Here is a 21451-nt window from a genome sequence, read left to right as displayed (position 1 = left end):
TGACAATTTAGCGACCGACAGCCTTGAGCGACGAACTCACGCGGTGATCGGGATGATTTCCGAAAGCAAGGATAAGGTTGCGCAGTTCCGGTTCCTGAACGCGCGAGGCTGCCGTCTGGCAGTCGACCCACTCCAGATCGCGAACACCTTTTTCCTTGAAGTTTTCCGCCATTGCGTCGACCCGTAGCGGGTGGACCTGAACGCGCACGGGAACTTTCAAGCCGTTCTTCAGCTTTTTGAGATATCCAAAGTGGCCAAAGGCTTCCTTTTCGGCGGTGCCGCGCACCCCGGCTTCCTCTAACGCTTCACGCTCGGCAACGGCATGCGCCTTCTTGCCTTTCATTGGCCAACCCTTGGGGATGACCCAGCGTCGGGTTTCGCGGCTGGTCAGAAGCAGGATCTGGAGCCCATTGATGGAATCGATGCGATAGCAAAGTGCGGCATATTGCTGACGCGGCGGGCGCCGCATCATCAGCAGAATGTTTTCCGTTATGCGATCGAGCAGACTCACTTTCCGACATCTCCTTCCTGCGACCGATTATGACGCAAGAATCAGCCCTTGCACAGCTGTTCAACAGAAATAAAACAATAGTCCTGGCCCATGCCCTTCGTCTAGAAACAGATTTTAGGGGCGATAAGTTGCACGAGCCTTAACCGGTCACCACCATTGCAGGCATCGAGTTTCAGATAAGTCTGCTTTGGCAGCGGCTCAAGCTTGATGCGCCTACACGAAAGTGAGAGGAATGCGATATTGACCAGATGCGGGAGGCAGTCTTGTCTGATGTGATTTCGTTTCTTCAGCCGCGCGAAAAGGTGCTGGCTCGCCGTTCCACCATCATTGCGGATCTGGCGGATCTGCTCCCGGCCGATTGCCTTGTGCATGAGCCGCGCGAACTTGTTCCCTTCGAAACGGACGCGTTCGTCGCGTATCGTCGTCTGCCGCTGGCCGTCGTTTTGCCTCACAACACCGCCCAGGTGGCAGCTGTCCTGAAATACTGTCATCGCTATGGCGTTCCTGTCGTGCCGCGGGGGGCTGGTACCTCTTTGTGTGGCGGGGCCATTCCGCAAGAGGACGCGATCGTCATCGGCCTGTCGAAGATGTCGCGAATTCTCGAAGTCGACTTTGCCAATCGCACGGCCACCGTGCAGGCGGGGGTCACCAACCTGTCCATTTCCGATAGGGTCGGGCCAGAGGGTTATTTTTATGCTCCCGACCCGAGCTCGCAGCTCGCCTGCACCATAGGCGGCAACATCGCCATGAATTCCGGCGGTGCCCACTGTCTGAAATATGGCGTGACGACCAACAATCTCCTGGGCGTCAAGATGGTGCTGATGGACGGCACGGTCATCGATCTTGGCGGCAAGCATCTGGATAGTGCCGGTTACGATCTTTTGGGCCTCGTTTGTGGATCGGAAGGCCAGCTTGGTATCGTGACCGAGGCAACGGTGCGTCTGATTGCAAAACCGGAAGGCGCGCGTCCGGTGCTTTTCGGCTTCACGAGTTCCGAGGAGGCCGGGGCCTGTGTGGCAGATGTCATCGGGGCTGGAATTATCCCGGTGGCAATCGAATTCATGGACAAGCCAGCCATCGAAATCTGTGAGGCCTTTGCCAAGGCTGGCTATCCGCTGGATGTCGAAGCCTTGCTGATTGTTGAAGTGGAGGGGTCCGAAGCCGAGATGGAGGCCATGTTGGCCAGCATCGTCGAGATTGCCCGGCGCCACGGCGTCAAAACCGTGCGGGAAAGCCAGTCGGCCACCGAGGCGGCGCTGATCTGGAAGGGCCGCAAATCCGCCTTTGGCGCAACCGGACGCATTGCTGATTATATCTGCATGGATGGCACGGTGCCGCTTAGCCAGCTTTCCTATGTCCTGAAGCGTACGGGTGAAATCGCTGAAGGGTTCGGCCTGCGTGTCGCCAATGTCTTCCATGCGGGGGATGGCAACATGCACCCGCTAATCCTGTTCAATGCAAACGATCCCGTTGAGGCGGCCAAGGCGGAAGCTGCCGGCAACGAAATCCTGAAACTGTGTGTTGATGCAGGCGGCTGCCTGACCGGAGAGCATGGCGTTGGCATCGAGAAGCGGGATCTGATGCTGCATCAATACACGCGTGCGGAACTTGATCAGCAGATCCGCGTCCGGGAAGCCTTTGACGGTCAATGGCTGCTCAATCCCTCCAAGGTCTTCCCGCTTGACGGACGGCCACAGACTGCCGGTGCCGCATGAGCCTTCTTCTGGTCCCGACGCGTGAAGACGAGGCGGCGGATATGATCCGCGCCGCCGCCGAAGCAAAACGCAGTCTCGCAATTTCTGGCGGCAATACCCGCAGCGGCTTCGGCCAGCAGGTCGAAGCACAGGGCGTCCTGCGTTCGGCCGGACTTTCCGGCATTGTCGCTTACGATCCGGCAGAAATGGTTGTGACCGCACGCGCTGGAACGCCGGTGGCCGAGATAGAAGAGGCGCTTGCCGAAAACGGCCAGATGCTGGCCTTCGAGCCCATGGACCATCGCCCCGTCATGGGCACTACAGGTGAGCCGACAATCGGCGGCATTTTTGCGACCAATACGTCCGGTCCCCGCCGTTTCGTTGCCGGTGCGGCGCGTGACAGCCTTCTGGGCGTCCGCTACATCAATGGTCGAGGCGAGGTTCTGAGAGCCGGTGGACGTGTGATGAAGAATGTCACCGGCTTGGATCTCGTCAAGCTGCTGGCTGGTTCCTTCGGGACACTGGGCTTTCTGACCGAGGTTACCTTCCGCGTCCTTCCGCGCCCGCAGGACCAGCGCACCATTATTCTTTCGGGGCTCGACGATGGAGAGGCCACTCGCGCCATGGCGATTGCCATGAGCCTGTCGGTCGAGGTCTCAGGCGCGGCACATCTGCCGGAAAGCGTCAGGAGCCGATTCCTGAACGGTAGCCTGCCGGATGGACCCGCAACGGTTCTAAGGCTCGAAGGCCTTGCAGCATCGGTGGACGTGCGTGCGGAAAAACTGGTCGCAACGCTGAAATCTCTCGCGCCCATCAGCCAGTTGGATGCCGAAGAAAGCCGCGTTCTCTGGCAGGAAATCCGCGATGTCAAACCCTATGCCGATGGCACGATGAAGCCCTTGTGGAAGGTCTCCGTCGCGCCCACCAGCGGTTTCCAGCTGGTCGCGGCCCTTCGCTTGCGGGCGGGGATCGATTGCTTCTACGATTGGCAAGGTGGCCTTTTGTGGATGCGCATGGAATCCGAGCCGGAAGGAGAACTCGTGCGTCACGTCATGCATCAGATCGGAGGCGGTCACGCGACGCTTGTTCGGGCAAGCGTTGACATGAGGGCAACAGAAAACGCGTTTGAGCCCTTGCCCGCAGCGGTTCTTGCGCTTCAGGCGAGGATCAAGAGCCAGATGGATCCAGCCGGCATTTTCAACCCGGGCAAGATGGCAAGAGGCTAAGCGATGCAAACCAATTTCACCGCCGAGCAGCTTGCCGATCCTCATGTGGCAGAATCCGAGGCCATTCTGCGCCGCTGCGTGCATTGCGGCTTCTGCACGGCGACCTGTCCCACCTATGTGACGCTGGGTAACGAACTGGATAGTCCGCGCGGACGCATCTACCTCATCAAGGATATGCTGGAAAACGGTCGCGCCGCCGATGCGGACGTCGTCAAGCATCTGGATCGCTGCCTGTCCTGTCTTGCCTGCACCACCACCTGCCCCTCGGGCGTGGACTACATGCACCTGATCGACAATGCTCGTGTGCATGTGGAAAACACCTACCGCCGCCCGCTGGTGGACCGGTTGATCCGCAATGTTCTGGCCTTCGTGCTGCCATACCCTTCTCGCTTTCGCGCGGCGCTGAAACTTGCCCGGATAGGCAAACCCTTCGGTCCATTGCTTGGCCGCTTCTCGCCGCTGAAGCCGCTGGCTGCCATGCTGACCCTTGCACCTGCCACTCTGCCGCAACCAATTCCTCAGCAATCCGGGCCGTCTGCCGTGGCGAAACGGGGTCGCGTTGCCATACTGGCCGGATGCGCCCAGCCGGTTCTTGATCCGCGCATCAATGAGGCAACCGAGCGGCTTCTCACCCGGCTTGGTGTGGAGATTGCCCGCCCGAAAGGGGAGGGGTGTTGTGGCGCGCTGGTCCACCACATGGGTCGCGAAGAGCAGGCGCTGGATTTTGCCCGCCGCAATGTGGACGTGTGGATCGAAGAGGTCGAAAAGCGTGGCCTCGATGCCATCATCATCACTGCATCCGGCTGCGGCACGACCATCAAGGATTACGGCCATATGCTTCGGCTTGATCCTGCCTATGCGGAAAAGGCCAGACGAGTTTCAGCGCTGGCTAAAGACATTACGGAATATCTGTCCACGCTCGATCTGCCAAAACAGGAGAGCCGCGGCTTGACCGTGGCTTATCACTCCGCCTGTTCGATGCAGCACGGTCAGAAGATCACGTTGCAGCCGAAGTCGCTCCTGCGCAATGCGGGTTTCGCGGTGCGCGATCCGGCGGAAGGGCATCTGTGTTGTGGTTCTGCCGGAACCTACAACATCCTGCAGCCGGAGATCTCCGCCCAGTTGAAGGCGCGCAAGGTGAAGAACATCGAGGCGACGAAGGCCGACATCATTGCCACCGGCAATATTGGCTGCATGACCCAGATCGCCAGCGGCACGGCCATGCCGATCGTCCATACGGTGGAGCTTCTGGATTGGGCCTATGGCGGTCCTAAGCCTGATAAATTGAGCTAAAGCGTGTCGCGCAAAAGTGTGCCGCGGTTTTGCGGTAACGACACGCGATAAAACAGAGACTTAAAGCGTCAGGAGCGAATCTGAAAGATCGCGACACGCTTTAGCCAGGAATGCTGGCGGTCGCTAAAAAACGCCGCCAGCATCCAGAATTCAACCGCCAAAGATCGTGCGCAGGATATCGATGCCACGATCCTCAAAGGCGACAGCACCCTGCTTGTTGCCCGGGCCGATGACGATCACCTTCGCGCCAATCTGGGCACGGGAATAGAGATGCTCGACATCCTTGTTCATCATGCGAATGCAGCCGGATGACATGTTGAGCCCGATGGTCCAGGGCTGATTGGTTCCGTGGATGCGGAAAATCGTGTCGCGGCCACCCTTGTAGAGATACATGGCGCGGGCACCGAGCGGATTGTCTTCACCGCCCTTCTGTACAACAGGAAGATGGTGACCCTTGCGGGCCTCACGGGCAATCATTTCCTTAGGCGGGCGCCATTCCGGCCATTCCTCTTTCCGGCCGATCTTGACGATGCCGGACCAGCCGAAACCTTCGCGACCAACGCCGACGCCATAGCGGATGGCGCGGTTATTGCCTTCGACGAGGTAGAGGAACTTGTTGTTGGTATCGATGATGATCGTACCCGGCGCTTCCGTCGTCGCCAACCGGACGACGCGCCTCTGGAACTTCTCATCCGGTTCGCGACGCTGCGCGACGAAGGTCACGTCGCTGGACCGTGTCGCAACCGGTTGCGGACCGCGCGTGAAGGCCGATGCCGTGTCGACCGATCCGATCATCGCGCTGGCCGCGAGTGCAAGCGCCAGGCGCCTCTTGAAAACTGCCATTCCCCATCCCCCGATTTGAGTTTTCTCAATTGGGCAAATTTTATTGATTTGCGGGGGAATGCAAGTGTTCCGACATGGCAGGGTGGGAAAACCCTGCCATGCCGCGACTTTTACATCACGATAACCTTGGTGCCGACATTCACGCGGCCATAGAGGTCCGTCACATCTTCGTTGCGCATGCGGATGCAGCCGGACGAAACGGCGCTGCCGATGGTCCACGGCGCATTGGTACCGTGAATGCGGTAGAGGGTGGAGCCGAGATACATGGCACGTGCACCGAGCGGATTTTCCGGTCCGCCTTCCATCTTCACTGGAAGATAATGGCCCTTTGCGGCTTCGCGCGCGATCATTTCCTTGGGTGGATGCCAGTCCGGCCATTCCGCCTTGCGGGTTACCGTGTGCGTTCCGGCCCATTCGAAGCCAGGCTTGCCGACGCCGACACCATAGCGCTTGGCCTGTCCGCCTTCCATCACGAGATACAGGAAGCGGTTGTTCGTATCGATCACGATCGTGCCGGGCTTGTGCTCGGTCTGGTAGGCCACCATCTGCGGCAGGAATTGCGGTTCGATCTGGCCCTTGATGACGGGAATGCGCTGCATCGCCGCCTGCTGGACCGGTGCCTGCTGGGCGGGCATGCGGTTTGGCCGGATCTGCGTCGTCTGCGTGCGCGGTACGACATAAGCCGGCTGGCGCGAGGGATAGGCATAGCGAGGCTGCGCCGCATCGCGCGTGGCCGGATCGCGGTAATCGCGAACGCCGCGCTGCATGGGCTGAACGCGGTAGCCGCCGGGAGCGCGAACCTGCCCGCCGAGTTGCATGACCCAGGGAGCGGTCAGATCGGGGCTCACCACGACCGGCGGACGTTCACGGTAACGATCCTGCGCCGTGGCTTCGGTGGCCGTCAGTCCCATCGTTGCGCACAACATCAGGACCAGTGATTTCGCTCTGCTGGGCATGGTATCCCTCTTCCTACATTCACTATGGCAGTGGCTTTGCTGCGACCGTGACCCAAAGATTAAAGCGAATGGTAAATTTCGGGTGGTGCGAATGCCGTGAATGCCGGAAAGCTTTCGGCAAGGTTAATCGCCAGTTTTGAAAGATGGTTGATAGCTGTTAAACCGAGGCGGCTTGTAGATCGGGGAGGATTCGCGGTGGAAAAATCTGGCATTATCGAGGGCCCGGATGGCCGCTGCCGCTGCTTCTGGCATCAAAACCTGCCGGATTACATCCGCTATCATGATGAGGAATGGGGCCGGCCCGTGACGGACGACAGGCGACTGTTCGAGAAGATCTGCCTCGAAGGGTTCCAGTCGGGCCTCTCCTGGTTGACCATTCTGCGCAAGCGCGAGAACTTTCGGGCAGCCTTCGCCGGTTTCGATTTCGAAAAGGTTGCGCTTTTCGATGACACGGACATCGAGCGCCTCGTTGCTGATGCGGGCATCATCCGTCATCGCGGCAAGATCGTCTCGACCATCAACAATGCTCGCAGAGCCATCGAATTGCGCGATGAGTTCGGTTCGCTGGCTCGCTTCTTCTGGTCCTATGAGCCAAAACCGGAGGAGCGTCCCTCCGTCGTTGATCTCGAACATCTGCGCGCCAATCCAACGACGGCGGTCTCGGTTCGTCTGTCGAAGGATCTGAAGAAGCGTGGATGGACGTTCGTAGGTCCGACGACGGTCTACGCCTTCATGCAGGCCATGGGACTGGTGAACGATCACATCGAAGGCTGCTGCATTCGCGAGGAAACCGAGGCCCTACGCACGGATTTCATTCGACCCTGAGCCAATGTCCGCAATCAGTGCGGGCAGATGACTGAGGTCGGCAATCTCGCGAAACCGCGGCGCCTCTGTCGGTTTCTCCACATGCTCCAGCACCCAGGTCAGTTCATGCGGCACGAACACGCCCCAAGCACCCGCGGCAATAGCTGGCACAATGTCGGATTTCAGCGAATTGCCCACCATCATGGCGCGCTCCGGCCCCTCACCATGCTTGCCGAAAATCCGTCTGTAGGTCGTCGCCGTCTTGTCGGACACGATTTCCACCGCGTCGAAAAAATCGCCAAGCCCGGATTGGGCCAGTTTCCGCTCCTGATCGAACAGATCTCCCTTGGTGATCAGGACCAGGAAATACTGCCCGCGTAAACTTTCCAGAGCCTCTCGCGCATGCGGCAGGCATTCCACCGGATGCTTCAGCAGTTCGCGCCCGATCATCAAGATTTCGCTGATAGTTTCGGTTGGAACTCTGCCTTCCGTCACCTCGATGGCGGTCTCGATCATCGAAAGCGTGAAGCCCTTTATGCCGAACCCATAATGGGCGAGGTTGCGCTTCTCCGCCTCCAGCAGCCGCTCGGACACGTGTTCGCCTTCCGCATACCCCGCCAGCAGATCACGGAAACTCTGTTCCGTAAAACGGTAATATTGCTCGTTCTGCCAGAGCGTATCGTCGGCATCGAAGCCGATCATCGAGACTGGGCGTATCGTCAAGGCGGCCTCCTCTTCCAACCTGAGTGTAGCGTCAGACTGCCGAGAGACAATGGCGCAGGCACGCCATTGTCGGAATCGGACAGCAAGAGTGCGTCAGCCGCCGTTCTTGGCCAGCCAGTCCTGCATCATCTTGATCTCGGCCTCCTGGGCTGTGATCACCTCCTCGGCCAGTTTGCGAATGGCGGGATCCTTGCCGTACTGAAGCTGGATCTTCGCCATGTCGATGGCGCCTTGATGGTGCGGGATCATGGAGCGCACGAAATCGACATCCGTCTTGCCGGTGTAGGGCACCATCATGTCCTTGTGCATCTTGGTGTTCGCCGCTTCGAAGGCTTTGGTCGAGGCGGATTTATCCATGGCCATGCCCTGGTGGCCCTGATGACCTTTCATCTTCATGTCCTGCGAAAGGGCAGGGGTGACAGTGATGCCGAGCGCCACGATGGCAGCAGAAAGCATTGAGAGCTTCATGGTTTTTCTCCTGAATGGATCTTGAGTTTTGGGACGGCACAGAACTCAAGTGCGGGGAGGAGGAACCAGCGGGCGCGGGGTTTCGTCACTCATGGGAGACATCAGTGCAGGTGCGGGCCTATCCGGCGCCGCGATCGGGCCTGAGGCGGAGATGAGCGGCGGAGGCAGCGCGGTACAGGCGATGCAGAACGCCATGGTGCAATTGGCGGGCAGAAGCGGACAATGCCAGCTGTTATCCCGCGGCGAAGGCGGCGCATCTTGAAGAGCTTGGTGATGCGCGTGGGAACCGCTCGCCTTCGTCTCCATCATCTGCTCATGGCTCATGCCATGGCGCGGGGCGTAATCCGGTGCCGTGACCGGTGGCGGTGCCATAGCCATGGCCGGCATGAACCCCTGAAGGATCAGCGCAAGCAGCATGAGGAGTTTGGCGAAACGGTGCATACCCGCGAACTTAATGGCACGAATGCTTTTGACAAGTGAATTCGCGGTCATGTTTGTGATCGGTCAAAACTCTCTTCAAACGGCAATCACCCGGTGCATCGCCTCGTAGTCCCCACTGTCTTCCCCGAAGGGCACCACCGGCCAGTTCCAGTGACGGGCGCTGGGAGGAGCTTCGATTCCCGCCAGAAGATCGCCGGTCTCCAGCACCTTTCCCTGCCGGTCGGTCACCTGATAGGCGACATCCGTCACCAGACAGGCCTTGCAGGGCAGTCCGGATAGGGCCGTCAAGTGGGCATGGATCAACTGCGGTACGATGAGGTCTGCCTGACCCGGCCTCTTCTCCAGCTTGCGTCGGGCGCCGACCCCGATCTGGGAAAGCAGATTGGTGGATGCCACGAAATCCAGATAGGGCACCTGCCGCAGGAATGCCAACGGCTCCACTCGTCCGCCCTTGAGGGCGTCTTCAAGCCCAGACACATCCCGTGTGATCAGCCGGACCTTGCCTTTGCCGCGAAGCGCGACCCATGCGCGAACACTCGCAAGATGTACGAGATCCACCAGCACCACCGTATCGAAGGCTTGGACAAGCCCATCCATCGGCACATCACGCAAGAGGCCGGACCCGAGCACGATGGCGGTGCGCTTCTGCTTCAGATCGGAAACGGCGTGCAGAATATGCGATTTGGTATTTGCTTCATGCGTTGCCCAATCCCGCTTGCAGCGCTTCGCCCGCGCCCACAGCCGCACTGACGACGAAACATGGCGGCGAAAGTCGGCAGGTGTGACGGCAAGGCTTGCCGCATATTGCAGGGCTTCGGGGATCATCGGTAAATTTCGCGCCTATGTCCAATTTCGAGGACCAGAACCACAAGTCTCTGCTCTTGAATGTCACAGATAATGCGGAAGTCGCCAACGCGGAAGCGCCAGTATTGCCCCAGTTCCGACCCTTGAAGTCGATCCGCTATCTGTCTTGGATCATCCAGTTTGGCAACACGCTCTTCGAGAAAGACGCGGATGCGCTGCCGCGTCGCGTGATCCAGTTTCTTCAAGGATTTCTGTATGTCCTGCCGGTACTCAATCGTCCAGGCCACGCCAGAATTCCCCTGAACTGACCACGCGATCATCCCCGCCTTTGATGCGTTTGGCGGCAGCTTCAGCCGCTGCAATATCCTGCAGGTCTTCCAGATGGCGCGCCAGGGCCATCGTGGCATAGTCGTCCGCGTCCAGTCCGTGCAGATCACCATATTGCGTGATCAGGCGATACATTTCTTCCGGTATCCCGATTGTGACGCGCTTGTTCATGGTTTCATCCTCGATGGACGAGAAGAATAACAGGCCCGCCCGGCATCTGTCACCTGCCTAAAGGTGCTTCAAGGCTTGCCGCTTCAGCCTTCATCCTCTAAGAAACCGCTCAAAATTCCGGCCATTTTCAAGGGTGCCGGTGGCAAGGAAGATCACCATGAGCGACAAGCAGAAGAAGCCCCAGAAACTGAAAGCCCGCCTGCCGCGCGGCTTCGTCGATCGCACTGCCACTGACATCCATGCCACCAACGAGATGGTCGCCAAGATCCGCGAAGTCTACGAGCGCTACGGTTTCGACCCGATCGAGACGCCGCTGTTCGAATATACCGATGCGCTGGGCAAGTTCCTGCCCGATAGCGATCGCCCGAACGAAGGCGTGTTCTCGCTGCAGGACGATGACGAGCAGTGGATGTCTGCGCGTTATGATTTGACGGCACCGCTCGCCCGCCACGTGGCGGAAAACTTCAACGAGATCCAGCTGCCCTATCGCACCTATCGCGCAGGCTATGTGTTCCGCAACGAGAAGCCGGGTCCGGGCCGCTTCCGCCAGTTCATGCAGTTCGATGCCGATACGGTGGGCGCTCCGGGCGTCAACGCCGATGCCGAAATGTGCATGATGATGGCCGATACGCTGGAAGCACTCGGCATCAAGCGCGGCGATTATGTGATCCGGGTCAACAACCGCAAGGTTCTGGATGGCGTAATGGAAGCCATCGGCCTTGGCGGCGACGAGAATTCCGGGCGGCGCCTCAACGTTCTGCGGGCTATCGACAAGCTCGACAAGTTCGGCCCGGAAGGCGTGAAGCTCCTGCTCGGCGCTGGCCGCAAGGATGAGAGCGGCGATTTCACCAAGGGTGCAGGACTGGATGAGGAGCAGATCGCGAAGGTCCTCTTCTTCGTCGGTATCAAGAACTATGCGGAAAGTGCTGCCGAGTTGGCGGAACTTGTTGCCGGCACGTCCAAGGGTGCCGAGGGCGTCGAGGAACTCAATATCATCGGTGCGCTGGTCACAAGCGCTGGCTATGATGCGACCCGCATCAAGATCGATCCTTCCGTTGTGCGCGGCCTCGAATATTACACCGGTCCCGTCTACGAAGCGGAACTGACCTTCGATGTCACCAATGAAAAGGGCGAAAAGGTCGTCTTCGGCTCTGTCGGCGGTGGCGGACGTTATGATGGTCTGGTCTCCCGCTTCATGGGGCAGCCGGTTCCGGCCACGGGCTTTTCCATCGGTGTTTCGCGCCTGATGACGGCGTTGAAGAACCTTGGCAAGCTGGGTCAGGATGAGGTTCTGGCCCCGGTTCTGGTCACCGTCATGGATGGCGATGTGGAGGCCATGGGGCGTTATCAGAGGTTCACGCAGGCTCTTCGTAACGAAGGCATTCGCGCCGAAATGTATCAGGGCAACTGGAAGAAGTTCGGCAATCAGCTGAAATATGCCGACCGTCGTGGTTCTCCAATCGCCATCATTCAGGGTGGGGATGAGCGCGAACAGGGCGTGGTGCAGATCAAGGATCTGATCGAAGGCAAGCGGCTGTCTGGCGAGATTGCCGATAACACCGAATGGCGCGAGGCTCGCGTGGCACAGGTCATGGTGCCGGAAGCGGAGCTCGTCGCGAAGGTCAAGGAGATCCTTGAGCAGCAGGCCGAGGATCGTCGCCGGGCGAAGGCAGGCTGACATGCCACTGACCGACATGCCGGATTTTGCCGGGATCATTCTGGATGATTTTGCCACGCGCAACGCCATGCGGGTGGATACACCAGTAATTTTGGCCGCCGAACCCTTTCTCGATATGGCGGGCGAGGATCTGCGGCGGCGGATCTTCCTGACGGAGAATGAGCGGGGGACGAGCCTCTGCTTGCGTCCGGAATTCACCATACCCGTCTGCCTGCGCCACATCGAAACGGCGACAGGCACGCCGAAGCGCTACTCCTATCTGGGGCAGGTGTTTCGCCAGCGGCGTGAGGGTGCCAACGAATTCTATCAGGCTGGTATCGAGGATCTGGGCGAAAAGGATGCTGCGAGCGCCGATGCCCGCATCGTTGCCGATGCGCTGGGCTGCCTGCAAAAGGTTCTGCCGGACAAGGCTTTTGCCGTGACAATCGGGGATCAGGCCGTCTTCGAAGCGGTGGTGGCGGCCCTTGGCCTTCCCGCCGGCTGGCAGCGTCGCTTGGTTCGCGCCTTCGGCCAGACGGATCTGCTGGAAGCCATGATTGCGCGCCTGGCCAAGGCGCAACCCGTGGCGGGTCTGTCACCGGAGGTCGAGCTTCTGCTGGAGGCCGGGGACGAGGCAGGGCTGGTGGCGCATCTGACCAATGAGATGGACCGGACCGGATACCTGACGAATGCCAGCCGTTCGCCGGAAGAAATCGTACGCCGTCTCAAGGAGAAGCGGCACCTGGCGGGCGTTTCGCTGGACGCGACCAAGCTCGATGCCTTGAAGGAGTTCCTCTCCATCAATGTGTCGCTCCGCTATGCCCCGGGAGTGCTGGCGGATTTCGCGAAGTCCGCCAATCTACCGCTGGAAAAAGCGATTGAAGGTTTCGATGCCCGCGTGGCAGCGCTTGGCAAAGCTGGCGCTTCACTGGCCGATATCACCTGGCGTGCAGCCTTCGGTCGTCCGCTGGACTACTACACGGGCCTCGTGTTCGAGATCACCGTACGGGGTGGCCATGACGTGCTGGTAGGCGGCGGTCGCTATGACCGCATGCTGACCCTGCTCGGCGCAAAAGACCATATCCCGGCTGTCGGTTTTTCCATGTGGCTGGACCGGATTGAAAGATCTTTGGAGGGCGCGTCGACCCGAAAAGTGGAAGCCGGTTTTCGGGCGGAATCGACGCGCAAAAGAGGAGAACTTCGATGACCATTACCATCGGGCTTCCCTCCAAGGGCCGCATGAAGGACGATGCCTCTGCCATCTTCGAGCGGGCGGGCATGAAGATCGTCGCCGTCGGCAATGATCGCTCCTATCGCGGTCGCGTCGAAGGCTTTGACGATGTGGAAATCGCTTTTCTCTCGGCCTCGGAGATCTCGCGCGAGATCGGCAACGGCACGGTGGATTTCGGCGTGACCGGTGAGGATCTCATCCGCGAAGGTCTGGCAGAAGCCGACAAGCGGGTGGAGATCGCAGCACGTCTGGGCTTCGGCCATGCGGATGTCATCGTCGCTGTACCGGACATCTGGCTCGATGTCGAAACCATGGCCGATCTTGGTGATGTGGCGGCGGAATTTCGCGCCCGTCATGGCCGCCGCCTGGCGATTGCAACGAAGTACTGGCGGCTGACACAGCAGCACTTCTCGTCGCAACACGGCATTCAACTGTATCGGATCGTGGAAAGCCTGGGCGCGACAGAAGGCGCACCGGCAGCCGGACAGGCCGATATCATCGTGGACATCACATCGACCGGTTCGACGCTGAAGGCCAATCATCTGAAGGTTCTTTCGGACGGCGTTATTCTTCGTTCCGAAGCCTGCCTGGTGCGCGCAAGGAAGCCGGAGCATGAGGGCAACCCGACCGTTGCACGCATCATCGAGGCCGTGCGCGGCGTTCTCTGAAACCATTCTTGAATGTATAAAAAACCCGCCGGATCCTGGTCGATCCGGCGGGTTTTTATGTGCCTTGGAGGTCAGGCGGAAGATCAGGCCAGCGCTGGCTTTACGCCGCGACGAGCGTCGAGCGAGTAGGCGCCTGCACCGACAGTAGCAAGCAGCAGATAAGCGCCAGCGAGCGTGAAGTTTTTCATCATCATGATGCTGTTCAGCGTGTTCAGCCAACCCAGAGCGGCTTCAGGCCAGCCCGGAACGGCAATCGTGCCGGAGTGGAAGACAGCGCCCGTGAAAACGCAGAAGGCGGCAAGCGCAAAGCCCGTGAGCTTGGTCTGGAAGCCCACCAGAACGAAGAGGCCAGCAACCAGTTCGAAAGCGCCAGCCAGATAGGCGAGCAGGGTTGCAGCAGGAAGGCCGGCACCTGTGATCATTCCAGCGGTACCAGACGGATCGGCCAGCTTGCCGAAGCCGGACAGGATGAAGATGAAGGAGAGAAGGATGCGCGCAACAAGGATCAGCGCGTTGTTGGTCGAGGACATGGATAAGCTCCAGGTAAAAGCCTTGGGAGGCGTTAATTGTATGGAGAGACTATGCGCCAGATTGTCGCGGCGAGAAAGATGAACGATTGAAGACGGATCGTTCAGTAATGGTGAACGAAACGGTGGTTAGGTTTGCTATTGAAATTATCCTCATCTGGTCTCTATCTTGCGCCGCAAACAAGGGGAGGGATGCGATGGGGCAATGTGTCGGTTTCCGAACGGGGCTTCTGCTGGATGAGGCGCGATCGAACTGGGCGGGCGAGGGGCCGCGCCCATTGCGCTGGGCTGCCTGGTATCCGGCAGAGCGTGATAGCGCCACCATGGAAATCACCATTCCTCCGGGGCGGGCTCTCTATTCCCTTGGGCTGCTGGCGCCGAAGGCACCTCTGTCTGCGGGTACCGACCGCTACCCGGTGGTGCTGATCTCGCATGGCACCGGCGGCTCGGCTTCAGGTCTTGGCTGGCTGGCGTCATCGCTCGCCGAACAGGGCTATGTGGTTCTTGGTGTGGATCACCATGGCAATACGGGCGTCGAAGCCTATCGGCCGGAAGGCTTTCTCTGCTGGTGGGAAAGGGCGCGGGATCTCACCGTTCTGCTGGACCGGTTGAGCGAAGACGGGGCGTTTGCCGGACGGCTGGATCTCACTGACGTGTCGGCCGCAGGCTTCTCACTGGGCGGCTATACGGCGCTGGCGATGGCAGGCGCGATCACCGAGACGGACCGGATGCTGGCCTTCGTGAAGGAACATCCGTTCAGCGATGGGCCTCAGGAAATGCGAAATCTCGCGGCTCAGATCGAACCGCTGCTGTCCTCCAGTGCCGTGTTTCGTGCCTCCTGGGAAAGCCAGTCACACAGCTATCGGAACGAACGCATACGGGCTGTCGTCGCCATTGCGCCGGCGCCACCGGTGCGCAGCTTCACGGAAGAGAGCCTGCGGGATGTCCGCCTGCCCATCACGCTCCTCTGCGGCGAAGCGGATACGGAAGCGCCTTACGACCTCTGCTCCGTCTGGCTGGACGAGCATCTGCCCAACAGCAGCCTGACGAGCCTCGGGACGGATGTAGGCCATTACACGCTGCTGCCTGTGGGTACAGAGACCGCCATGCGCGCCAACAGCCAATACTGGGCCGATGCACCGGGCGTCGTGAGGGCTGCGGTCCACGCAAAGGCCGCGGAACTGACGCTGGCGGCTCTGCGGGCATCTGCCGCATCATAATCAAATAACAAACGCAAAAAGGGCGGCCTTGTGAGCCGCCCTTTCTGTATTCCAGATGCTGTAAGGCGTGGACTTAGAAGTCCATGCCACCCATGCCGCCCATGCCGCCAGCTGGCATTGCAGGTGCGTCCTTCTTCGGCAGTTCTGCGATCATGGCTTCCGTCGTGATCAGCAGGGAAGCAACCGAAGCTGCGTTCTGCAGAGCAGTGCGAACAACCTTGACCGGGTCAACGATACCCATGGCAATCATGTCGCCGTACTCGGAAGTCTGAGCGTTGTAGCCGAAGTTGTCGTCGTTCTTGTCGAGGATCTTGCCAACAACGATCGAAGCTTCGTCACCAGCGTTTTCTGCGATCTGGCGAACCAGAGCCTGCAGTGCGCGGCGAACGATGTTGATACCAGCTTCCTGGTCGTCGTTTGCGCCCTTGACGGAGATCTTCGTGGAAGAACGCAGCAGAGCAGTACCACCGCCCGGTACGATACCTTCCTGAACAGCAGCGCGCGTTGCGTTCAGAGCGTCGTCGATGCGATCCTTGCGCTCCTTCACTTCAACTTCCGTTGCACCGCCAACGCGGATCACGGCAACGCCACCGGCCAGCTTTGCAAGACGCTCCTGCAGCTTTTCGCGGTCGTAGTCGGATGTGGTTTCTTCGATCTGAGCCTTGATCTGGGCAACGCGGCCTTCGATGTCAGCCTTCTGGCCGTTACCATCGACGATCGTGGTGTTTTCCTTGGAGATCGAAACCTTCTTGGCACGGCCGAGCATGTCGAGCGTGACGTTCTCGAGCTTGATGCCGAGATCTTCGGAGATCACGGTACCGCCGGTCAGGATCGCGATGTCTTCCAGCATGGCCTTGCGGCGATCGCCGAAGCCAGGAGCCTTGACGGCAGCGATCTTCAGGCCGCCACGCAGCTTGTTGACGACGAGCGTTGCAAGAGCTTCGCCTTCGACGTCTTCAGCGATGATGAGGAGCGGCTTGCCCGTCTGAACAACGGCTTCGAGAACCGGCAGCATGGCCTGCAGGTTGGAGAGCTTCTTCTCGTGGAGGAGAATGAAAGCGTCGTCCAGATCTGCAACCATCTTTTCCGGGTTGGTCACGAAGTAAGGCGACAGGTAGCCGCGGTCGAACTGCATGCCTTCGACGACTTCGAGTTCGGTTTCAGCGGTCTTGGCTTCTTCGACGGTGATAACGCCTTCGTTGCCAACCTTCTGCATGGCTTCAGCAATGTCACGGCCAACCTGGGTGTCGCCGTTTGCAGAGATCGTACCAACCTGAGCAACTTCCTCAGAGGTGTTGATCTTCTTTGCCTTGGCCTGCAGGTCCTTGACGACTTCTGCAACAGCGAGGTCGATACCGCGCTTCAGGTCCATCGGGTTCATGCCGGCAGCAACAGCCTTCTGGCCTTCGCGAACGATAGCCTGGGCAAGAACGGTTGCAGTGGTGGTGCCGTCGCCTGCGATGTCGTTGGTCTTCGAAGCAACTTCGCGGACCATCTGGGCGCCCATGTTCTCGAACTTGTCTTCCAGTTCGATTTCCTTGGCAACCGATACACCGTCCTTGGTGATGCGCGGAGCGCCGAAGGACTTGTCGATAACAACGTTACGACCCTTCGGGCCGAGCGTTACCTTGACGGCATCAGCGAGAATGTCGACGCCACGCAGCATCTTTTCGCGCGCGGTACGGCCGAATTTTACTTCTTTAGCAGCCATTTTTAAAACTCCTCTGAGCGTTACAGCTCACTGTCGTTCAATCTTGTGATGGATAACGTTTCGACTGAGATCAGCCGATGATGCCCATGATGTCGGCTTCCTTCATGATCAGAAGGTCTTCGCCGTCGAGCTTTACTTCCGTGCCGGACCACTTGCCGAACAGAACGCGGTCACCAACCTTCACGTCGAGTGCGACGATCTTGCCAGACTCGTCACGAGCGCCGGAACCGACGGCGACGATTTCGCCTTCCTGCGGCTTTTCCTTCGCGGTGTCCGGAATGATGATGCCACCCTTCGTCTTTGCTTCAGATTCGACGCGACGAACGACAACGCGGTCGTGCAGCGGGCGGAAATTGGTGCTTGCCATTGTCTAATCCCTCGATCAAATGACATTGACGGGCTTGAGGCCCGTATCATTGTTGTTAGCACTCACTCTCTACGAGTGCTAGCGGCAAACAGATATGATTGAGCTCCGGCTGAGTCAAGAACAGGGCTCGTAAAAAAGTGGCCGATCCTGAACGTCTACCCGCTTCCGCCAAACCCATCACGGAAAATCCGACGCAAACCCCTGAATTCTCGGAGGTTCTGCGGGTCTTCGCCCGTATCGGACTGTTGAGTTTTGGTGGCCCCGCGGGCCAGATCGCGATGTTGCACAAGGCTGTGGTGGAAGAAAGGCAGTGGCTTTCAGAGGAAAGATTTCTGCATGCCTTGAGCTATTGCATGCTGCTTCCCGGACCGGAAGCGCAGCAGCTTGCCACCTATATCGGCTGGCTCGTGAAGGGCGTGCGTGGCGGGATCGTGGCCGGACTTCTGTTCGTGCTTCCCGGCCTTGGCGTCATGATCGGCCTTTCCACAGCCTATGCGCTGTATCAACAGACCGACTGGCTGACGGGCCTCTTTTTTGGCCTCAAGGCTGCCGTGCTTGCCATCGTGGTCCAGGCGCTGGTTCGCCTTTCCGTGCGAACGTTGAAATCAGGCTTTCATATCGCGCTTGCGGTCGGTGCCTTCCTCGCTCTCTTCGTTCTGGACCTGCCGTTTCCGCTTGTGGTTCTTGGCGCGGGCCTTCTCGGTTACTGGCGAAGCCGATTCACCGCTCCCGTCACTCCGTCGATCGATGCAGGGGTAGGGCAGCTTGCTCTGGCCTCACAGCTTTTCTCGCTGCTGTTCTGGATCGTCATCTGGCAATTGCCGCTGCTGATCCTCTGGCTCGTCGATGGTTTCGAACCCTTGGCGACCCTGTTTGCCTTTTTCTCGCGGATGGCTCTGGTCACATTCGGGGGCGCTTATGCCGTCCTTGCCTATGTGGCGCAGGTTGTCGTTCAGGATTACGGATGGCTGAGGCCGGGTGAGATGGTCGATGGTCTGGCGCTGGCGGAAACAACGCCGGGACCGTTGGTGCTCGTCCTGTCCCATATCGGCTATCTCGTCGGCTTCAGAACGGTGAACGGCATCGATCCGGTGATTGGCGGCATTCTCGGCGCGCTTCTGGCCGCCTGGGCAACGTTCGTCCCGAGCTTCATCTGGATTTTTGCAGGCGCCCCCTACATCGAGCGTCTGCGCGGCAATGCCCGCATGTCCGCGGCGCTGTCGGCCATCACGGCAGCGGTTGTCGGCGTCATCTGCAATCTGGCCCTCTGGTTCGGTTTGCATGTGCTTTTCAGGGAAATGCATCGCATCCCTCTGCTGCCGCCAATTCCGGGAAAGAACACCTCTGGCCTTCTTGTGCCGGTTCTATCGTCCCTTGATCTGGCAGCCCTTGCGCTGTTTCTGGTCTCCGCATTTCTTTTGATCCGCATGCAGGCTGGAATGGTGAAAGTGCTGGCCTTCTGCGCGCTGGTGGGCGTCATCTGGCAGGTATTCACAGGCTGAACCAATCCGGCGCACGCGCATCATGAACACAGTGGCATCATTCGGCTTGACTGAAACTCCTTGCCAAGCCGGTCCGGCTTTGCCATGTCAGCACCAGTAGTTTCATGAAAAGACCGGATGACCATGGCAGACCGCATCAAGACCCTCGGTGAAATCACAACCGGCTACGAGCTGATCCTCTCCGATGTCTGGGGCGTTCTGCATAATGGAGTGGATGCTTTTCCGGCTGCCTGCACTGCGCTGGAAGAAGCGCGCAAGGCCGGTCTCACCGTTGTTCTGATTACCAATTCGCCGCGTCCGGCACCGGGTGTCATCGACCAGCTGCGCGTGCTGGGGGTTCCCGATAGCGCCTATGACCGGATCGTCACCTCCGGCGATGTAACGCGAAAGCTGATCGCCGAAGGCCCGAAAAACGTGTTTCTGCTCGGCCCGGAGCGCGACATGCCGCTGTTCGAGGGGCTCGATGTGAACGTGACCGGCGAGGCGGATGCGGAGGCAATCGTCTGCACCGGCTTCTTTGACGACGAGAAGGAAGTGCCGGAAGACTACCACGACATGCTGGTGCGCTTCGTCGGGAAGGGCGCGCCTCTCATCTGCGCCAATCCGGATCTGGTCGTCGAGCGTGGCCACCGCATCATTCCGTGTGCCGGTGCCGTTGCCGCCTATTTCGAACAGCTGGGCGGTTCCACCCGCATCGCCGGCAAGCCGCATTCGCCGATCTACGAGGCCGCGCTTGCGGCAGCGCGCGAGGTGAGGGGCGAAATCGACCTCGCCAAGGTCATTGCCGTGGGCGACGGCATGCCGACCGACGTCAAGGGCGCCTTGAGCTATGGTCTCGACCTGCTCTACGTCTCTGGCGGTATTCACGCCGCCGAATATACGGTCAATGGCCAGACGGACGAGGCGATCCTCAATGCTTACCTGAAGCGGGAAGGGGCGACGCCGAAATGGTGGATGCCGCGGCTGGCGTAATGGGTGCCTGAACGATGACCGTGTTTCACCGAAATGAGAAGAAAGAGCCGCTGCCCGATACGCTGAAGGGTGGTGTCGTGGCGATCGGAAACTTCGATGGCGTGCACCGCGGCCACCGCAGCGTGCTCGAACGCGCGCTGGAGATCGCTGAACAGCGCGGTGTGCCCGCATTGGTGCTGACCTTCGAGCCACATCCACGCACGCTGTTCAAGCCGGACCAGCCGGTTTTTCGGCTCACTCCAGCGCCACTGAAGGCGCGACTTCTGGAGGCCATGGGCTTCCGCTCGGTCATCGAATATCCGTTCGATGCGGAATTTTCCAAGCGTTCTGCCGAGGAATTCGTGCAGTCTGTTCTGAACGATTGGCTGCAGGCCAGTTCCGTGGTCACCGGTTTCGATTTCCACTTCGGCCGTGGTCGCGAAGGTGGCCCTGCATTTCTGATGGATGCGGGCCGACGCTACGGTTTCGATGTGTCGCTTGTTGATGCTTTCCGCGACGAAAATGCCGAGGTGGTTTCATCCAGCCGCATTCGGGACCTGCTAATTGCGGGCGATGTTGCCGAGGCTGCCGGACTTCTCGGCTATCGCTACACGGTGGAAGCCGAAGTGGTGCATGGCGAAAAACTGGGCCGCACGCTCGGCTATCCCACGGCCAACATGCGCATAGCACCCGAAGCCGGTCTGAAGCCGGGGATTTATGCCGTGCGCTTCCGGCGTGCGGACGGCACCATTCATGATGGTGTCGCGAGCTATGGTCGCCGCCCCACGGTGACGGATAACGGTGCGCCGCTGCTGGAAACCTTTGTGTTCGATTTTTCCGGCAGTCTGTACGGCGAAATCTGTGCCGTTTCCTTCTTCGGCTATCTGCGCCCGGAACTGAAATTCGATGGACTCGATCCCCTGGTCGAACAGATGAAGCGCGATGAGGAAGAGGCTCGCGCGCTGCTGGCTGGTGTCCAGCCGCTTGGTCCCGTCGATCGTGTCATTGCCTTTTGACTTGCCGCTCCTTCATTGAAACTCCTGTCAGGAAACCAGATCCATGGCCTCTACACCGCGCAGACCGGTCAACCCGATGGAGGCCGCCGAAGCCCTGTTCAAGCCCGCCAAGAAGCAGGCTGCACCGGCAGTCGAGCGTCGCTCTCCGCCCAAGGTGAAGGAAATGGTGTCCATCAAGCTCGACAGCGACGTGCTTGAGCATTTCCAGAATGATGGCCCCGGTTGGCAAGAGCGCATCAATGATGCTCTTCGCGCCGTGGTGGATGCACAGAAGGGTGAGTAGAATATCCCGGACGGCGCCCTCGCAAGCCCCTTTTCTTTATGGCGAAAAACCCCTAAA

24 protein-coding genes are annotated in these 21451 nt (G+C 59.5%); 12 read left to right on the top strand and 12 right to left on the bottom strand.

Translation table 11 applies throughout. From position 1 onward, the window contains the following. Positions 1 to 7: 7 nt before the first annotated feature. Entirely contained in the window at positions 8 to 511 is a 504-nt protein-coding gene (locus ASD54_RS03335) for an NUDIX hydrolase (RefSeq protein WP_200958428.1), read from the bottom strand. Positions 512 to 774: 263 nt separating this feature from the next. On the opposite strand from ASD54_RS03335, the gene ASD54_RS03330 reads away from it, so the two are divergent. From ASD54_RS03330 to glcF, 3 genes are read left to right on the top strand one after another with little or no spacing between them, the layout of a single operon-like run. Next, entirely contained in the window at positions 775 to 2226 is a 1452-nt protein-coding gene (locus tag ASD54_RS03330; RefSeq protein ID WP_062553268.1) for an FAD-linked oxidase C-terminal domain-containing protein, read from the top strand. Then, positions 2223 to 3431 carry a glycolate oxidase subunit GlcE gene (gene glcE, locus ASD54_RS03325; RefSeq protein WP_062553137.1) on the top strand — a complete coding sequence of 403 codons (1209 nt, stop codon included), beginning with the start codon at positions 2223 to 2225 and terminating at the stop codon, positions 3429 to 3431. The genes ASD54_RS03330 and glcE overlap by 4 nt, the downstream gene beginning before the upstream one ends. Positions 3432 to 3434: 3 nt before the next feature. Then, positions 3435 to 4724: a glycolate oxidase subunit GlcF gene (gene glcF, locus ASD54_RS03320; RefSeq protein WP_062553136.1), complete on the top strand. Its 1290-nt coding sequence runs from the start codon at positions 3435 to 3437 to the stop codon at positions 4722 to 4724. 150 nt (positions 4725 to 4874) lie between these two features. Here the strand turns inward: glcF and ASD54_RS03315 are convergent, their stop codons facing one another. After that, positions 4875 to 5567, bottom strand: a complete 693-nt coding sequence (locus ASD54_RS03315; RefSeq protein ID WP_062553135.1) for a L,D-transpeptidase — start codon at positions 5565 to 5567, stop codon at positions 4875 to 4877. Positions 5568 to 5677: 110 nt separating this feature from the next. Then, positions 5678 to 6523 carry a L,D-transpeptidase gene (locus tag ASD54_RS03310; RefSeq protein ID WP_062553134.1) on the bottom strand — a complete coding sequence of 282 codons (846 nt, stop codon included), beginning with the start codon at positions 6521 to 6523 and terminating at the stop codon, positions 5678 to 5680. Between the two features lie 195 nt (positions 6524 to 6718). Between ASD54_RS03310 and ASD54_RS03305 the strand changes: the two genes are divergently transcribed. Then, the gene (locus ASD54_RS03305) at positions 6719 to 7348 is read left to right on the top strand and encodes a DNA-3-methyladenine glycosylase I (RefSeq protein WP_062553133.1); all 630 of its coding nucleotides are present in this window, start codon (positions 6719 to 6721) and stop codon (positions 7346 to 7348) included. Here the strand turns inward: ASD54_RS03305 and ASD54_RS03300 are convergent. The 6 genes from ASD54_RS03300 to ASD54_RS03275 all read right to left on the bottom strand — a co-directional run bounded on the left by ASD54_RS03300 (position 7322) and on the right by ASD54_RS03275 (position 10261). Next, positions 7322 to 8050 (bottom strand): HAD family hydrolase, encoded by a 729-nt coding sequence (locus tag ASD54_RS03300; protein WP_062553132.1) that lies wholly within the window; start codon positions 8048 to 8050, stop codon positions 7322 to 7324. The genes ASD54_RS03305 and ASD54_RS03300 overlap by 27 nt on opposite strands. A 93-nt stretch (positions 8051 to 8143) precedes the next feature. Further along, on the bottom strand, positions 8144 to 8518 hold the full coding sequence (locus ASD54_RS03295; protein ID WP_062553131.1) for a DUF305 domain-containing protein: 375 nt from the start codon (positions 8516 to 8518) through the stop codon (positions 8144 to 8146). A 45-nt stretch (positions 8519 to 8563) separates the two neighbouring features. Continuing rightward, entirely contained in the window at positions 8564 to 9010 is a 447-nt protein-coding gene (locus ASD54_RS03290; RefSeq protein ID WP_062553130.1) for a hypothetical protein, read from the bottom strand. 24 nt (positions 9011 to 9034) lie between these two features. After that, complete coding sequence (locus tag ASD54_RS03285) at positions 9035 to 9784, bottom strand: hypothetical protein (protein ID WP_062553129.1); 750 nt, start codon at positions 9782 to 9784, stop codon at positions 9035 to 9037. Beyond that, positions 9781 to 10050, bottom strand: a complete 270-nt coding sequence (locus ASD54_RS03280) for a type II toxin-antitoxin system RelE/ParE family toxin (protein WP_062553128.1) — start codon at positions 10048 to 10050, stop codon at positions 9781 to 9783. The genes ASD54_RS03285 and ASD54_RS03280 overlap by 4 nt, the downstream gene beginning before the upstream one ends. Continuing rightward, complete coding sequence (locus ASD54_RS03275) at positions 10034 to 10261, bottom strand: DUF6290 family protein (RefSeq protein ID WP_062553127.1); 228 nt, start codon at positions 10259 to 10261, stop codon at positions 10034 to 10036. Before ASD54_RS03275 ends, ASD54_RS03280 begins: the two co-directional genes overlap by 17 nt. 157 nt (positions 10262 to 10418) lie before the next feature. On the opposite strand from ASD54_RS03275, the gene hisS reads away from it, so the two are divergent. The 3 genes from hisS to hisG are packed head-to-tail and all read left to right on the top strand — an operon-like array spanning position 10419 to position 13817. Beyond that, the gene (gene hisS / locus ASD54_RS03270) at positions 10419 to 11939 is read left to right on the top strand and encodes a histidine--tRNA ligase (RefSeq protein ID WP_062553126.1); all 1521 of its coding nucleotides are present in this window, start codon (positions 10419 to 10421) and stop codon (positions 11937 to 11939) included. A gap of 1 nt (position 11940) precedes the next feature. Beyond that, positions 11941 to 13125, top strand: coding sequence for an ATP phosphoribosyltransferase regulatory subunit (locus tag ASD54_RS03265; RefSeq protein ID WP_062553125.1), 1185 nt, complete (start codon positions 11941 to 11943; stop codon positions 13123 to 13125). Then, the gene (hisG, locus tag ASD54_RS03260; protein WP_062553124.1) at positions 13122 to 13817 is read left to right on the top strand and encodes an ATP phosphoribosyltransferase; all 696 of its coding nucleotides are present in this window, start codon (positions 13122 to 13124) and stop codon (positions 13815 to 13817) included. Before ASD54_RS03265 ends, hisG begins: the two co-directional genes overlap by 4 nt. Before the next feature lie 83 nt (positions 13818 to 13900). On the opposite strand, the gene ASD54_RS03255 is transcribed toward hisG, so the two are convergent. Then, positions 13901 to 14347 carry a DoxX family protein gene (locus ASD54_RS03255; RefSeq protein ID WP_062553123.1) on the bottom strand — a complete coding sequence of 149 codons (447 nt, stop codon included), beginning with the start codon at positions 14345 to 14347 and terminating at the stop codon, positions 13901 to 13903. 194 nt (positions 14348 to 14541) lie between these two features. On the opposite strand from ASD54_RS03255, the gene ASD54_RS03250 reads away from it, so the two are divergent. Beyond that, on the top strand, positions 14542 to 15564 hold the full coding sequence (locus ASD54_RS03250) for a hypothetical protein (RefSeq protein ID WP_062553122.1): 1023 nt from the start codon (positions 14542 to 14544) through the stop codon (positions 15562 to 15564). 73 nt (positions 15565 to 15637) lie between these two features. On the opposite strand, the gene groL is transcribed toward ASD54_RS03250, so the two are convergent. Both groL and groES read right to left on the bottom strand, forming a co-directional pair. Continuing rightward, positions 15638 to 17275 carry a chaperonin GroEL gene (gene groL, locus ASD54_RS03245; protein ID WP_062553121.1) on the bottom strand — a complete coding sequence of 546 codons (1638 nt, stop codon included), beginning with the start codon at positions 17273 to 17275 and terminating at the stop codon, positions 15638 to 15640. Between the two features lie 70 nt (positions 17276 to 17345). Continuing rightward, positions 17346 to 17642, bottom strand: a complete 297-nt coding sequence (gene groES, locus ASD54_RS03240) for a co-chaperone GroES (RefSeq protein ID WP_062553120.1) — start codon at positions 17640 to 17642, stop codon at positions 17346 to 17348. Positions 17643 to 17818: 176 nt separating this feature from the next. Between groES and chrA the strand changes: the two genes are divergently transcribed. The 4 genes from chrA (at position 17819) to ASD54_RS03220 (ending at position 21394) form a co-directional block, all read left to right on the top strand. Continuing rightward, entirely contained in the window at positions 17819 to 19144 is a 1326-nt protein-coding gene (gene chrA / locus ASD54_RS03235) for a chromate efflux transporter (protein WP_062553267.1), read from the top strand. A gap of 123 nt (positions 19145 to 19267) precedes the next feature. Next, positions 19268 to 20116 carry a TIGR01459 family HAD-type hydrolase gene (locus ASD54_RS03230; RefSeq protein ID WP_062553266.1) on the top strand — a complete coding sequence of 283 codons (849 nt, stop codon included), beginning with the start codon at positions 19268 to 19270 and terminating at the stop codon, positions 20114 to 20116. Between the two features lie 14 nt (positions 20117 to 20130). Then, positions 20131 to 21111, top strand: coding sequence for a bifunctional riboflavin kinase/FAD synthetase (locus ASD54_RS03225; RefSeq protein ID WP_062553119.1), 981 nt, complete (start codon positions 20131 to 20133; stop codon positions 21109 to 21111). Between the two features lie 43 nt (positions 21112 to 21154). Beyond that, complete coding sequence (locus ASD54_RS03220; protein ID WP_062553118.1) at positions 21155 to 21394, top strand: BrnA antitoxin family protein; 240 nt, start codon at positions 21155 to 21157, stop codon at positions 21392 to 21394. Positions 21395 to 21451 lie beyond the last annotated feature (57 nt).

Origin of the sequence: Rhizobium sp. Root149 (assembly GCF_001427345.1) — a bacterium.
GTDB lineage: Bacteria > Pseudomonadota > Alphaproteobacteria > Rhizobiales > Rhizobiaceae > Neorhizobium > Neorhizobium rhizoryzae.
Note: the sequence above shows the minus strand (reverse complement) of the source record. Positions and strands in the feature narration are given on the sequence as shown.